General features: G+C 56.2%; 12 protein-coding genes. 8 read left to right on the top strand and 4 right to left on the bottom strand.

Annotation, left to right across the window (positions count from 1 at the left end):
• Positions 1 to 591: 591 nt before the first annotated feature.
• Positions 592 to 1,071: a replication initiation regulator SeqA gene (locus DIT71_RS06200; protein ID WP_114612316.1), complete on the top strand. Its 480-nt coding sequence runs from the start codon at positions 592 to 594 to the stop codon at positions 1,069 to 1,071.
• Between the two features lie 78 nt (positions 1,072 to 1,149).
• On the opposite strand, the gene DIT71_RS06195 is transcribed toward DIT71_RS06200, so the two are convergent.
• The gene (locus DIT71_RS06195) at positions 1,150 to 2,133 is read right to left on the bottom strand and encodes a hypothetical protein (RefSeq protein WP_114612315.1); all 984 of its coding nucleotides are present in this window, start codon (positions 2,131 to 2,133) and stop codon (positions 1,150 to 1,152) included.
• A gap of 686 nt (positions 2,134 to 2,819) precedes the next feature.
• The gene (locus DIT71_RS06190) at positions 2,820 to 3,047 is read right to left on the bottom strand and encodes a hypothetical protein (protein WP_114612314.1); all 228 of its coding nucleotides are present in this window, start codon (positions 3,045 to 3,047) and stop codon (positions 2,820 to 2,822) included.
• A gap of 711 nt (positions 3,048 to 3,758) precedes the next feature.
• On the opposite strand from DIT71_RS06190, the gene DIT71_RS06185 reads away from it, so the two are divergent.
• The 5 genes from DIT71_RS06185 (at position 3,759) to DIT71_RS06165 (ending at position 9,767) form a co-directional block, all read left to right on the top strand.
• Complete coding sequence (locus DIT71_RS06185; protein ID WP_114612313.1) at positions 3,759 to 4,190, top strand: MerR family transcriptional regulator; 432 nt, start codon at positions 3,759 to 3,761, stop codon at positions 4,188 to 4,190.
• A gap of 6 nt (positions 4,191 to 4,196) precedes the next feature.
• The gene (locus tag DIT71_RS06180) at positions 4,197 to 6,782 is read left to right on the top strand and encodes a heavy metal translocating P-type ATPase (RefSeq protein WP_114612312.1); all 2,586 of its coding nucleotides are present in this window, start codon (positions 4,197 to 4,199) and stop codon (positions 6,780 to 6,782) included.
• A 125-nt stretch (positions 6,783 to 6,907) separates the two neighbouring features.
• Positions 6,908 to 7,357: a DUF411 domain-containing protein gene (locus DIT71_RS06175; protein ID WP_114612311.1), complete on the top strand. Its 450-nt coding sequence runs from the start codon at positions 6,908 to 6,910 to the stop codon at positions 7,355 to 7,357.
• Positions 7,358 to 7,494: 137 nt separating this feature from the next.
• Positions 7,495 to 9,495, top strand: coding sequence for a ribonuclease R family protein (locus DIT71_RS06170; protein WP_114612310.1), 2,001 nt, complete (start codon positions 7,495 to 7,497; stop codon positions 9,493 to 9,495).
• 65 nt (positions 9,496 to 9,560) lie between these two features.
• Positions 9,561 to 9,767, top strand: coding sequence for a hypothetical protein (locus DIT71_RS06165; RefSeq protein WP_114612309.1), 207 nt, complete (start codon positions 9,561 to 9,563; stop codon positions 9,765 to 9,767).
• Positions 9,768 to 9,772: 5 nt separating this feature from the next.
• Here the strand turns inward: DIT71_RS06165 and DIT71_RS06160 are convergent, their stop codons facing one another.
• Both DIT71_RS06160 and DIT71_RS06155 read right to left on the bottom strand, forming a co-directional pair.
• Positions 9,773 to 10,669: an acyltransferase gene (locus DIT71_RS06160; protein WP_114612367.1), complete on the bottom strand. Its 897-nt coding sequence runs from the start codon at positions 10,667 to 10,669 to the stop codon at positions 9,773 to 9,775.
• A 131-nt stretch (positions 10,670 to 10,800) separates the two neighbouring features.
• Positions 10,801 to 11,472, bottom strand: a complete 672-nt coding sequence (locus DIT71_RS06155; protein ID WP_114612308.1) for a haloacid dehalogenase type II — start codon at positions 11,470 to 11,472, stop codon at positions 10,801 to 10,803.
• A 160-nt stretch (positions 11,473 to 11,632) separates the two neighbouring features.
• Here DIT71_RS06155 and DIT71_RS06150 point away from each other — a divergent pair, with 160 nt between their 5' ends.
• Both DIT71_RS06150 and DIT71_RS06145 read left to right on the top strand, forming a co-directional pair.
• The gene (locus DIT71_RS06150; RefSeq protein WP_114612307.1) at positions 11,633 to 12,544 is read left to right on the top strand and encodes a LysR family transcriptional regulator; all 912 of its coding nucleotides are present in this window, start codon (positions 11,633 to 11,635) and stop codon (positions 12,542 to 12,544) included.
• Positions 12,545 to 12,778: 234 nt separating this feature from the next.
• Positions 12,779 to 13,984, top strand: coding sequence for a Bcr/CflA family multidrug efflux MFS transporter (locus tag DIT71_RS06145; protein WP_114612306.1), 1,206 nt, complete (start codon positions 12,779 to 12,781; stop codon positions 13,982 to 13,984).
• The last annotated feature ends 20 nt before the right edge of the window (positions 13,985 to 14,004 follow it).

Below are 14,004 nucleotides of genomic sequence, written 5' to 3'. Positions count from 1 at the left end.
GACATGAACACTCCTTTGGCACAGTGTGCCTCTTTTTAGGAATGTCCGCAGTAACGGGGTAGAACCCGATCCTAAGTGATTGCTTTCTGCATAACGGCAGGCGGTCGATTTGCTCGGAGTAAGATATGTGCTCCCATACCTTAAGTTGAACCCGCCACCGGTGACTCGTTGCTCCAACATTGGCCGTACAACGAAAGAGTTTAAGTCCCACCACTCGGTGGAGTTTTGAATATTGTCCAAAGCGCGTGCCAAATTGGCCAAAATCTCCGCGTCAAAAAGCTTCGGGTCACGGAACCCGCCAAGACCATGCTTTCTGATTTGGGCTAAGAAGTAGCTAGACGTACCGTGGTACAGAGGCAATTCCAGTCGCCCCCTCTCATCAATCATAGGGTACCAACCTTTATTGTCTAACGCTTTTGTTCAACTGCGATCTTTTTGCAGTGAAGCAGAGACAAGGGCTTCAGGTGAAGGGCCTTCAGGCCTGTGACGAACTGCAACTATTGATTAGGGTAGTCTAGCTCAGCACAAAATTCTTGATCAAGCGTTTAAAGCGCTTTATTGTGTTTGAAGGCCTTGATGAGGAGAAAAGCCATGCGCACCATAGAAATTGATAACGAGCTGTACATCCACATTGCCAGCCAGACCTTGGAAATCGGTGAATCTGCAAACAGCATACTCCGCCGCATCCTCGGCCTATCCAATGATGCACAAGGGGGTTCAGCCCCCCGACACCATGAACTTGCTCAAGCCCTTGAGCACCCGAGTTTGGAGTTTAAGACTGCTGTAGATCAGTTTCTCTTCATTTTAGGTGAAGCATATAAAATTAAACCCGATACGTTTGATCACATACTGGAGATCCAGGGGCGGGAGCGAAAATACTTTTCACGGAGCAGAGAGGAAATTGAGAAGTCGGGAAACAGTACGCAACCCAAGCAAATCCCAGGCACTGACTATTGGGTAATGACAAACTCTCCGAATCGGCAGAAAAAAAGTATGCTGAGGGAGGCATTGCTGGCAATTGGAATGAGTAAAGGCGCTGCGGGGGCGGCTGCCCAAAGCTTGCCTTTCTAGCCCTCATGCTTGCAGCATGCGCGCCCTTGGAGCTGAGCTGAAAGCGCAATAGAAAGTGCGTCGCCGTGCCTGCATTGGTTAGATGTCTGGTTGAAAATAGTAGCGGCCCTTGCCCAAAAGCTCTTCAACTATGAAATGAACAATGCGCATCTCATCCAATCCATTCGTCACTTTGAACTGCTCTAATTCCCGAGAGAAGTTCGGAATAAGGTTAACAAATTTCCAAATCGCGCTTTTTTTATCCAGCGTTCGCATGGGATTCGAGAAGATGAGATTAAACGACCTCCTCCAATCCCAGTGATCCAGCAGCTTGTCCTTGGTTTTGTAGCCATGATGGCGGTGATAGGTATTTGTCAGCACCACCACGTCAACGTTGTTGTATTCGGATGGAGGATAATATGACTGCGGAGTAAATAACCCTTGTAAGCCATACATATAGAAAAACCACTTTTGTACGTCCATCCGATCAGAGCAGCATACGACCAATACATTCAGCTCCGCTTCGTCTGTGTCTTCTGCAAATTTCCCGCTGGCAGACAACAAAAAATCCTTGAGCTTGTTATCCATATGTTGCTGCTTGATTAGCGGCTTGTGAGGGTCAGCATTTGGGTTGTTCCGAGAATCAAACACCTCGTTCTGAAGTTTCTCAACTATCGAAGCGTAGTCATCGATTCTTCCGAACGCCCCGGCCTGGAAGGCATTCTGACCATCGATGGTATGTTTCATTGAGTAATCTGGACATTTAACTTCCAAATTGAACTTAATGCCACTGTGCGAAAACGCGCAATCGACGTTCTTCGGTGGCTTAGTCTCTTTTTCGTAGACAAACGACTCGGGAAACATTTCCGCCAGTGTTGCGGAGATCGCCGTCTCACAAGCAGCTTGCAAATATTTCGGTTCATCGAATGCGATTCCGGCAGTCTGAAGGTCGGCCTCAAGTGCATGCTGTTGCTTCTTGGTCAAGAAAGGAGCTAACGTATCCAATGCATCCACAAGCCCTGACAAATAGTTTTCTGATTCAGGCCCATTTAAATAATCATTATTGGGGTTGGTTACTGTCACTAGCAATTCCTACTCGCAAAGACGTTTAACGCTTGCAGCGTGCGCACCCACGGACTGGAGCCGAGAATGCAGCGTAGAGGGTGTCGCCCTGCCTGAACCTGTTAAGGTTAGTCTACCCGAAGCCTTGTTTCGTGTTTCTTTATGCACCAGAGGGCTATATATACCATGCCATCTTCGACTACCTTTTCTTGGTGAACGAATTCATGGCCGCATCTCCTTCCATTTAAAAGCTTTTGGCACTTTGATGCTTGACTGGACACCTTCGGATTAAAGTGACTCCATATAGAAAATAAAAGTGCAGCTAGTGCGATGGCTTCTGCAACACCAAACCCCATTGATATGGCTGTGCTATGGATTTGTTCGTATGAAGGCTTTAACCGCGAAGCAGAGCTAGACTTGGAGGCAATAGCACGACCCACCATAAATTCTTGGCTGCCTCTGCCACTTTGCCCTTTCCTCGCTACACGTCGATATCGCCTTCTAACTTGCAGAGCTAGTCTTTCAAGGTCTCTTTGACCTATTTTTATTTGTTCGTGCTTTTTTTCCATATAAGTAAACACTTCCTGAGCCTAACGAGGCTGTAGAAAAACTCCCGCCCCTTTGTCCGATTGTGCTCCTACGTAAAATCTGGAAGCGTTTTCAATCAACGAGTGCTCCAGATTTTAAGAATAGGGCCTGTTTTTAGCTCATTTGTTGATCAATATCGGGTCGAGATAGACCTTCGAGCCAGGCGAAAAAGCATCTATTGGCTGGGTGAAGGCGGTACAATCTGCTAAATCGCTGCCGGGCTTTTTCTCACCAAATTTATGGAAAGACTTATCAAGAGTTAGCTTTAAGTTACGTGCAGACGTACGCCCTGAGTTGTAAATCGTCAGATAGAAAATCGGGTTGTCAGCCTCCAGCTTTGGTGCCACTGTAATCTACGGGCGATTCATGGCTTCATGCTGTTCCTGCATCACATCAACAACAGGCTTATTTGCCTTCAAGATATGATAGGTAGCCCAAGCGTAGAAGCCAGTAATAACTACCAGAGCGGCTGTGAGAATTTCTATAATAGGCAAGTTCTCTAATGATTCCATCATCATGTCCTAACAGGTATTGGGTGTCATTCTCCGGCATGCTAGGGACCTGACCGCCTCGTGACTACGGAAAATTATTGAAACTGTTATCTGCTAAAAATTGCGTAAAACCGTAGCTTAGCTAAGCACCCCCTAAACTGCCATGTAATCATTTTACTTCCATGATCTGCCGGGGTGTGGTTGGCGTTGCTTGGTCCTGCTAATAAACCGCTGAACCTTTTCTCGTTGAAATCCTGGGGAACCGATTTTGAATCTCACCTTAGATTGGTAACTTCGGGTTTAAGCCGTTCCTCATACAGTCATAAAGACATTTAATTCAACAAGTTAAAACTGCCAGACATCATGAGATCGGATATCAGTCTCGAATTGGATTGACAGGTCAAAAGACTCCTCTCGCTGAAAAAACCTTTGACCTGTGAGTAGCTCACAGGTTTTAGGCTACTCTTATAGTTCAATCCATTACTCGTAATTGGGTGCCAATCGTGAATGTCGGGAACGCCGTTCCCGATACTCACTTGATTAACAATTTTGCTGGTCGTCTGAATTATGAAAGTTAAAGAGATCGCTATGGGTGCCGGGGTTAACCCCGATACCGTCCGGTTTTACACCCGGGAAGGGTTGCTGAAACCTGCGAGGAATCCGGACAACAATTACCAGTTGTACGATGCGGAAGATTTGCGCCGGCTTCGGTTTGCCCGCAAGGCACGGCAACTTGGCTTTTCGCTCCCGGAGATCCGGCAGATTCTGGAGCAGGCGGAGGACGATCATTCCCCCTGCCCCATGGTCCGGGACGTTTTCCAGCAGCGGCTGGCCGAGGTGGAGCGTGAAATTGCCGAGCTGCAGCAGCTTCGCAATCGTATGAACGCGGCGCTTTCTGCCTGGCAGGACATGCCGGATGGCACGCCGGACGGACACACGATCTGCCAGCTTATCGAACACTGGGACGAGGCCGTCCCGGAAACAGGCAAAAAGGAGTGATGCGCCATGAATGAGCACACCAGGTTACATCCGGCGCTGTCGATTTCCGGCGCCTCCTGTCAGGGTTGCGTTCGCAAGATTCGTGGCGCTCTGGAGCCGTTGACCGGCAGTGGCGACCGGGTTGAGGTGAATCTGGACGAGCAGACGGTTGCTTTGCCAGACGGCATTGATACCGGCGAAGCGGCCCGTATTGTCACGGAGGCCGGTTACCCCGCTTCGCCTCTGACCGCGTCAGAGTCTTCGGCCAATGGTCCGGTTCCGCAGAGTGACCACTGCCATGACGGTAAAGATCAGGACCAGACCGAAACCCGGGCGAAACAGGAAACGGGTAAAACCGGAGCTGCGAGTGACGGCGACCAGATTCATCTGGCGGTAACCGGTGCCACCTGTGCCTCCTGTGTGAACACAATTGAAAAGGCACTGAAGTCGGTGGATGGCATCACCGGTGCCCATATGAATCTGGCGGACAATACCGCCACGGCCACCGGGCATGCTGATCCGCAGACGCTGATTGCAGCAGTGGAAAGTGCTGGTTACGGCGCCAGCGTGATCCACGACCCCGATGCGGCGGATGATCGCAAGCAGGAAGAGGACCGCAAGCAGTACAAGACTCTGCTGGTGAAGATGGCGATCAGCCTGAGCCTGGGTCTGGGTCTGATGATCTGGGGCATGGGTTTCAACACCATGATGGTTACCCCGGATAACCAGATGACCTGGATTATCCTGGGCCTTGTTACCCTGGGGGTAATGGTTGCCACCGGCGGTCACTTTTACACCGGCGCCTGGAAGGCCTTCCGTCATCATAACGCCAATATGGACACCCTGATTGCCCTGGGCACGGGCACTGCCTGGGCCTACTCCATTGTGGTGGCCAGCGTTCCCGATGCATTGCCGGAAATGGCGCGGCACGTGTATTTTGAGGCCTCGGCGATGATTATCGGCCTGATCAACCTGGGCCAGGCCCTGGAACTTCGTGCCAAGGGCAAAACCTCGGAGGCGGTGAGACGGCTGCTGGATCTGCGGGCAAAAACAGCCCGGGTTATCCGTGACGGCGAGGAGCAGGACCTGCCGGTGGAACAGGTCCAGGCTGGCGATCATATCCGCGTCCGCCCCGGGGAAAAACTCCCGGTGGACGGGGAAATCACCGAGGGTAAAACCCGCATTGATGAAAGCATGCTTACCGGTGAGCCCATGCCCGTTAGCAAGGGCGAGGGCGACGAGGTCTCCGCCGGTACCCTGAATACCCACGGCTCGATCATCTACAGGGCCACCCGCGTGGGCAGCGAAACCGCCCTCGCCCAGATCATCCGTCTGGTCAAGAAAGCCCAGGGCTCCAAGCCCGCTATCGGGCGCCTGGCGGACAAGATTTCTGCGGTGTTCGTCCCCACGGTGATGCTGATTGCCGTGGTGTCTGCCCTGGTCTGGTACAACATCGGGCCGGAGCCGGCGGTGGTTCACATGATGGTGGCCGCCACCACGGTGTTGATCATCGCCTGCCCCTGCGCCCTGGGCCTGGCTACCCCCATGTCGGTCATGGTGGGTGTCGGCAAGGCGGCGGAATACGGCGCGCTTATCCGCCAGGGTGACGCCTTGCAGACCGCCGGCAAGCTTGACCTGGTCATACTCGATAAAACCGGCACGATTACTGAAGGCCACCCCGCCGTCACCCGTTTCCATGCCACCGACGACAACACCGGCAGATTGCTGGCCCTGGCGGCGGGCCTGGAACAGCACTCGGAACACCCCCTGGCCGAAGCCATTATGGCAAAGGCCAAAGATGAAGATGCCAGCCCGGAAAATGTCACCGGATTTGAAGCACTCAACGGCAAGGGTGTGAAGGGCGAGCTTGACGGTCAAGCGGTGCGCCTGGGCAATCGCCGCTGGCTGGAAAGCGAGGGCGTGGATCTGAAAGCACTTCAGCAGGAAGCGGATGCCATCACCTCCGAAGCCGGAACCCCCCTGTTCCTGGCCCTGGGCAGTGAGGCCGTGGGCGTGATCGGTGTTGCCGATGCCGTCAAGCAGGATTCCGAGGACGCCATCCGCCGCCTGCACGATGCCGGCATACGGGTGATGATGGTCACCGGCGACGTGGACGCCACTGCCAGCGCCATTGCCCGAAAAACCGGGATCGACGATTACCGCGCCGAGGTATTGCCGGAAGACAAGGCCACCATCGTCAGTGAAATGCGCGGCAAGGGCTACACCGTGGCAATGGTAGGCGATGGTATCAACGATGCACCTGCGCTGGCTGCTGCTGATGTCGGTTTTGCCATTGGCACCGGGACCGATGTCGCCATCGAAAGCGCCGGCATCACCCTGATGCGCGGCTCACTTCATGGTGTGGCCGATGCCATTGAGATATCCCGGGCTACCGTTCGTAATATCCACCAGAATCTGTTTGGTGCTTTTATATACAACTCCCTGGGTATACCGGTGGCAGCCGGGCTGTTATACCCTGTCTGGGGAATGTTGATGAGCCCGATACTGGCCGGCGCCGCCATGTCGCTGTCCTCGGTTACGGTGGTCACCAATGCCAACCGGCTGCGGTTTTTCAGAACCAGCAATAACGCCGGCAAGAGGGGGAACCAATGAGTACACTTCTGGTCAATGCCGGAGGACTGATCCTGATGGCCGCCATCGTCTGGTGGTTCTGGCTGTCGCCCTCCGACGGTAACAAAGCGGACAACGAGCATAACCAACATCACTGAGGTAACGTCATGAAAAAACACATGCTGGCCCTGGGCCTCGTCGCCACCGTTGGTTTGAACGGCCAATTGCAGGCCGGGGAAGAGCTCAAGGACATCCACGTCTACAAGTCCCCCACCTGCGGCTGTTGCACCGACTGGGTGGACCACCTGGAAGACAATGGTTTCAAGGTAGAAGTCACGGAAACCAACAACCTCAATCCCATCAAGATCGATGCCGGCCTTACATCGTCGCTGGCGAGCTGCCATACCGCGTTTGTCGGTGACTACGTGATCGAGGGCCACGTGCCTGCCAACGATATTCACCGCCTGATCGCCGAGGCCCCGAAGGCGAAGGGCCTGGCGGTACCGGGCATGCCGGTAGGCTCACCGGGAATGGAGATGGGCGACCGCAAGGATCGTTACCAGGTGCTGATGTTTAACGAGAGCGGTCAGACCAGGGTGTTTTCAGAGCACAACTAGACTTTACTTCGCCCCGAGATCATCCCGGCCGAGGAATCGAGCCGGGAGATTAACCACGTGTAACAGGTCTGACTCATACCGCCATAACCGGTATACTCCCCCGCAACATTCAAATTTTATCCAGTCAGGTTCTGTTCATGTTAAACGCCGACGCCCTCACCCAGTTGCGCCAGCTGAAGTCCGATATTGAAGAAAACAAGGTGGTGTTTCCCGGCACTGTCAAAGCCACCAACGGGCGTTTCGGCTTCGTAGCACTGGATGAAGGCAGGGATGTGTTCCTGCCGCCGGAAGAGATGCAGAAAGTCCTGCCCGGAGACCGGGTTACCGTTACCGAGCAGGAAGGCGACAAAGGCAAGACCCAGGGCGTGGTGGACGAACTGCTGGAAACAAGCCTGGACACCTTTGTGGGCCGCTATCTTGTTCGGGGCAAAGGCCACTTTGTAGTACCCGAGACGCCAGGCATCAACCGCTGGATCTTCATTCCACCGAAAGAGCGCCAGAACGCCGAGCCTGACGACTACATCTACTGTCGCATCCACAAACACCCCATCAGCGATGGCAAGGGCCAGGCGAAGATCCTGAAAGTGATTGGCAAGGCCGGGCAGACCGGCATCGAGCGCGCTTTCACAGTTGCCACTTTCGACTTGCCGGATACCTGGCCGGAAGCTGTTAACCAACAGGCCGATGCACTGGACGAGTCCGTGATTGAAGCCAGGGGCGAGGGCCGGGAAGACCGTACTGACCAGCCCTATGTCACCATCGACAGTCCCGGCACCCAGGACATGGACGATGCCCTGCTGGCCGAGCCCAACGTCACTGGCTGGAAACTCTCCATTGCCATCGCTGACCCCACTGCGGTGGTTGAGCCGGGCAGCCCCGCCGAGCAAGAAGCCTTCCGCCGGGCTACCGCCATCTATTTCCCCGGCGAACCGCTGCCCATGCTTCCGGATACCCTCAGCACCCGCCTGTGCTCGCTGATGCCGGACGTCAGACGCCTGGCGCTGGTCTGCGACCTGCAGGTAAACAACGACGGCAGTCTTGGCGAATACAGCTTCCACCGGGCGGTGATCCGCTCTCACGGCAAACTCAGCTACGAACTGGTCTCCAACCTGATCGAAGGCCGGGAAGCCGAGGACGTAAACGCACTGGCGGACGACGTTTCCAACAGCCTCGACCAGCTCCACCAGGCCGCCACCGCGCTTCGAAAGTGGCGCAACGAGCATGCGCTGGTGAACGGCGACCGCCCGGAATTCCGCCTGCGCCTCGATGAAAACCGCCGGGTGCGCCTGATCGAACCGTCCGTGCAGAACGAGGCCCACCGCCTGGTGGAGGAATGCATGATCGCCGCCAACCGCTGTGCCGCCGACTTCCTCGGCCAGCAGGAAAAGGGCCTCTTCATTCAGCACCCAGGCCTGCGGGACGACCGGGCCGACAATGTTCGGGCCCTGCTGGAAGGTTACGCCCCTGATCTCGCCGGAGTGGACGCCACCAGTGCAGAAGGCTTCCGCGACCTGATGAAACAGACGGAAGGCCTGGACTCGGAGGTGCCGGTCAAGGCCATCATTTCGCGCCAGCTTGCCCGTGCTGAGCTGTCGTTTACACCGGCACCCCACCAGGGCATGGGCCTGGCCGCCTACACCACGTTTACCTCACCACTGCGCAAGTTCAGCGACTTCCATGTGCATCGGCTGATCAAATCGATTCTGTGGCAGGAGCCAGTGAGTGAACTGAACGAGGCACAGCTGGCGGAACTGCAGTTGACCCAGTTCCGGGCGCGACAGGCCGCCAACAGCCTGGAAAGCTGGCTGAAGAGCGACTTCGCCCGCACCCTGGGCGAGGAAACCATGACCGGCGTTATCAGCCGCACTACTCCCTCGGGCTTTTTCGTGCGACTGGACGCCAACGGGCTGGAGGGATTTGTCAGCTGCAAGACCCTCGATGGCAAGTTCAGCTTCGATCCGATAACCCTGCGCCTGGTTCACAACAAGAATGGCCGCATGTTCCAGCTTGAGCAGCCCGTGACCGTTACCTTTGCCGGCGTCGATGACGAGCGCAAACAGATCCTGTTCAACCTGACGGAAACGCCGGCTGACGCCCCGGCGGCGGGCAAGGAATCTGACACCAAAGGCGATGCTTGAAAATCCGGCTTCGGAGCACCAACGTATTACCAGGGAACGCCCTGTTACCGTGGAGGTGAATCCGGATGCCTATCAGCCCGACTGAATTCCTCAAGAAGTACGGCTTCGAGGAGGAAGAAGAGGAGCGGGACCACAGCCTGCGCCACAACGCCATGGAGCATGCCAGGCGCTTGAAGCGCCCCCATGCCGGCACGCCTCATGACTGGGAAGAGTGGGAGCGTTACAAGAAAGAACACCCCGATGAGGTTGACGATGAGGAGGAGCAGAGCTGATACAGCTAGCTCTGCTCCAGCATCCTCGACAGGCGTTCATCTTTCGCCCGCCACTGTTCCGCCAGCCAGTTCTTGACGTTTCTGCGATGCTCCGCATCAGTGGCGTAGTCCCGGCCCTTGAGGTGATCCGGAATCGGGAAAGTATCGATCTCGATTTTCACTTCGCTGACCCTGCCACACATGAAATCCCAGAAGCTGGGTGCACCACCCGGATAGGCAATGGTCACATCCACCAGGGTGTCGATGGTGTCTCCCATGGCATCCAGCACAAAGGCTGCACCGCCTGCCTTGGGGGTCAGCAGATGGGTGTATTTTGATTTCTGCTGGTCATGCTTGGCCTGGGTAAACCGGGTGCCCTCCACAAAGTTCATGATGCTCACCGGGGTATAGCGGAACTTTTCGCACGCCTGACGGGTCGCTTTGAGGTCTTCACCGCGCTTTTCCGGGTGCTTGATCAGGTACTCGCGGCTATAGCGTTTCATGAACGGGAAATCCAGCCCCCACCATGCCAGGCCGATCACCGGCACCCAGATCAGCTGTTGCTTGAGAAAGAACTTGAGAAACGGCGCCCGGCGGTTGAATACCCGCTGCATGGCAAAAATGTCGACCCAGCTCTGGTGATTACTGAGCACCAGATACCAGCTTTCCCGTTTGAGTTTTTCAGCACCGTGTACGGTCCATTTGGTGCCATGGGTAAGCTTCATCCAGCCGGTGTTGCAGGCCACCCAGGACTCGGAGATCCAGATAATGGCTTTGGTGCAGAGCACGCGGAAGCCCTGGTGCGGGATGATGAGTTTGAAAATGGCCGGAATATAGAGGAGCAGGCACCAGAACAAGGTGTTGAGTCCCAGCAGGATGGAGCTGAGTACGCCGATGACCGGGGCTGGCAGAAAGCTGAGCATGGTTGTCCTGTTGTTGGTTTTATTGCGATGGCCAAATGATACCAATGGTTGGCGCGTTTGGGCAGTGGCCTGAAGTGACCGGTTTGCCATAGGTGATGGACGTTCTTGCCATAACCACGCGCTACCAGAGGTCAGAGTCCGGCCAGCGTATCAGGCAACTCCGATAAACTGCGAACCACCGCATTCGGCTGAATCCCCCAGTCCTCGAACACCTTACCGGCATCCCTCTGCACCCAGATGGCCATTAGCCCCGCTGCCCGGGCCCCGATCACATCCCAGGCATTGCTGGACACCAGGCACAGCGGCTGATCCATCGCCCCCGTCGCCCTTCGGGCATAGGCATACACCGCCGGATCCGGCTTGAAACTTTTTATGTCATCCACCGACACCAGCCCGTCAAACATCACCAGCAGATCGTTGTGCCCCAACACCTTCTTCAGAGCCGGGTAGGTACCGTTGGAGAACGCATACATCCGATAATGCCCCTCAAGGGACTTCAGCGCCGGCAAAGAATCCTCGAACGCCGGCAGGGACAGATAATCCCCCATCAGCTCATCCTCACGCTCCGCGCTCAGCTCAAGCCCATGACTCGCCATCGCATACCGCAGCGCCTGGCGGGTACAGGCGCCAAAATCCTCATACATCCGCATCAGGCCCTTGCGAAAGGAAAACTCCAGCTGCTTCTCCCGCCATTGGGAGCTCACCGATTCCGCAACCTCTCCCGCGTCCGGGGCCAGCAATTCGGCCATACCCATCGGGTCTACCAGGGTTCCGTACACATCAAACGCCAGTATCGGCTTCATCGGGCTCTCCTTTGTTATCCACTCAGCTTCACTACATCGTAAACCAAGCGACACCATGTTTTGAATGCTCACTCAAACTATTGGGCAAAAGGACCTCATACGCAAACCCCGTCCATACCGGCGCAGGAAAAACCCTGGTTCGTGGAGTACACTGCCATTCATGAACTCCATTGATACGTTTAACCTTGACATCCGCGCCCTCCGCACCTTCATCGCCGTGCTGGACGAAGGCAGTGTATCCCGGGCTGCCATACGCCTAGGCGTGAGCCAGTCGGCCGTCAGCCACACCCTGGACCGCCTGCGCGAGGCCCTGGGGGATGCCCTGTTCGTGAAATCCGGCCGCGGTATTGTGCCCACCCGCTACGCCATCCAGGCCGGGCCCCATATCCGCCAGATACTTGACGACCTCCATTCCCTGTCTTCCGGCCCGCCATTCACCCCGACAAGCGCCGAATTCACCTTCACCATCGCCGCCAACGACTACCAGCGCGATCTGCTGTTACCCGGCCTACTGTCGGTACTCCGGCGGCAGGCCCCCGGCATCCGCCTGCAGGTCATCCCCTCGGGCATACCCACCGCCGACATGCTGCGCAAGGACCTGTGCGACCTGATTGTTTCACCCCATGCCCCGGAAGCTACAGATATCATGCAGCGAGGACTGATGGCCGATCACATGGTGGTTTTTTACGACCCGGCTCACCGGCAGGCACCTGAATCCCTGGCGGATTACCTGAAAGCGGACCATATCGGCATCCTGTTCGGCACCGGTGAGAAAACGGCGTTTGAAGACTCTCTGTCGGCTCGTGGCCTGACCCGCCGAACGGCCGTCACCGTGTCCAACTTCTCTGGCCTGCCGGGCTTCCTGCGCGGAACCGACATGCTGGCGACGGCACCAAAGCGCATGAGTGAGCACTTACTAAAGGACTTTGCCTCGACGCCCCTGCCATTCGACTACAAACCCTTCACGCTGCTAATGCTCTGGCATAAACGCAACCAGAACGACCCCGCCCACCGCTGGATCCGCAACCACGTCAATGGCGTGGCAGCGACAATGAACGATCTCAACAGCTAACTCATCTGTGTTGTTCATACGTTGTATGAAACAGACGGCCGTTATCAGGGCCAGGTTAGTGCGTAGACTTGAACCATTGTTTCAGGAAGCGGCGGCGGATACGTCCTTCTGAAACCGTGCGGAGCCATGGATGGCGGAGCCGAGCGTACAGGGATGTATTCACAGCGTGTTTCAGAAGGACGTATCCGCCGCCGCGTTTCGAAAGTTATGTTCGAGAGCTACGCAGGAAAGAAGATGCTCGCATTAACCAGTGTATGGACAACGATATTATTGGCAGCCGCTGTCGCCCTCGGGCCGCTGGCGATTGATATGTATCTGCCGGCGTTGCCAAGTATGGGAGAGTCCCTGTCAGCCGGTACCGGGCAGGTTCAGCTTACGCTGAGCGTCTACATGGCAGGTTTTGCTCTGGCCCAGCTGGTCTGTGGTCCCCTCGCCGACCGTTTCGGGCGCAAGCCGATCATCATCGGTGGCTTTCTGCTGTTTGCGGTTGCCAGTGTTATCTGTGCCCTGGCCACCAACATTGAAACGCTGATCCTGTCCCGCTTCCTGCAGGCCCTCGGCGGCTCCGCCGGGCCTGTACTGGGCCGGGCGGCAGTGCGGGATATCTACTCCCCAAGGGATGCGGCGAAGATCATGGCCATTCTCGCCAGCATCATGGCCGTGGCACCAGCCATCGCACCCACCCTCGGCGGATTCATGGTGGTCGGACTGGGATGGCAGTCCATTTTCCTGGCGCTGGCTGGCTATGCCCTGGTGATGGCCGTGGTAATCGCGGTGGGCATTCCCGAGCCAATGCGTCCGGAGCACCGGCAGTCCCTGCGCATCGGCAGTCTGTGGAAAAACTACCGGGCAATTGGCTCTGACGTCAGTTTCCTGGGATACACCCTGACCAATTCCCTGACCTTCGCCGGTCTCTTTGCATTCCTTTCCGGATCATCGTTTGTGCTGATCGATTTCCTGGGAGTGAAGCCACAGCACTTTGGCCTGTTCTTCGCCTGTATCGTGGCCGGTTACATCGGCGGTAACCTGACTGCCATTCGCCTTGGCCGCCGCCTGGTGCCAGACCAGATTCTGGTCAGGGGTCTGTTGGTCTCGGTGGCCGGTGGCGGGCTGATGGCCGCCCTGTCGATGACGCAGGTCTACAACGTCTGGGCCGTGATCCTGCCCCAGTCCCTATTCATGATTGGCGTTGGCATGGTGCTGCCCCAGACCATGGCCGGCGCCCTGGCCAATTTCCCCAGCATGGCCGGCTCCGCCTCTGCACTTTTCGGCTTTACCCAGATGCTGGTGGCAGCCACCATCGGCATGCTGGTAGGGCACTTCCACGACGGCACCTCCCTGGTGATGGCGGCTACCATCGCCATTTGTTCCACCGCAGCCCTGGCCAGCTACCTGCTGCTGGTCCAGCGACATCCGGCACCCGGATTCGAGCCGGCCTGACACCGATTAATCGGGCGAAT

The sequence above is a fragment of the Marinobacter vulgaris genome, assembly GCF_003344045.1.
Lineage (GTDB): Bacteria > Pseudomonadota > Gammaproteobacteria > Pseudomonadales > Oleiphilaceae > Marinobacter > Marinobacter vulgaris.
This window is presented reverse-complemented; position numbering and strand designations above follow the sequence as displayed.

Excerpts from the sequence above, each read along its gene's own strand:
- DIT71_RS06200 (WP_114612316.1), top strand. The coding sequence starts at position 592 with ATGCGCACCATAGAAATTGATAACGAGCTGTACATCCACATTGCCAGC.
- DIT71_RS06185 (WP_114612313.1), top strand. The coding sequence starts at position 3,759 with ATGAAAGTTAAAGAGATCGCTATGGGTGCCGGGGTTAACCCCGATACC.
- DIT71_RS06180 (WP_114612312.1), top strand. The coding sequence starts at position 4,197 with ATGAATGAGCACACCAGGTTACATCCGGCGCTGTCGATTTCCGGCGCC.
- DIT71_RS06175 (WP_114612311.1), top strand. The coding sequence starts at position 6,908 with ATGAAAAAACACATGCTGGCCCTGGGCCTCGTCGCCACCGTTGGTTTG.
- DIT71_RS06170 (WP_114612310.1), top strand. The coding sequence starts at position 7,495 with ATGTTAAACGCCGACGCCCTCACCCAGTTGCGCCAGCTGAAGTCCGAT.
- DIT71_RS06165 (WP_114612309.1), top strand. The coding sequence starts at position 9,561 with ATGCCTATCAGCCCGACTGAATTCCTCAAGAAGTACGGCTTCGAGGAG.
- DIT71_RS06160 (WP_114612367.1), bottom strand. The coding sequence starts at position 10,669 with ATGCTCAGCTTTCTGCCAGCCCCGGTCATCGGCGTACTCAGCTCCATC.
- DIT71_RS06155 (WP_114612308.1), bottom strand. The coding sequence starts at position 11,472 with ATGAAGCCGATACTGGCGTTTGATGTGTACGGAACCCTGGTAGACCCG.
- DIT71_RS06150 (WP_114612307.1), top strand. The coding sequence starts at position 11,633 with ATGAACTCCATTGATACGTTTAACCTTGACATCCGCGCCCTCCGCACC.
- DIT71_RS06145 (WP_114612306.1), top strand. The coding sequence starts at position 12,779 with ATGCTCGCATTAACCAGTGTATGGACAACGATATTATTGGCAGCCGCT.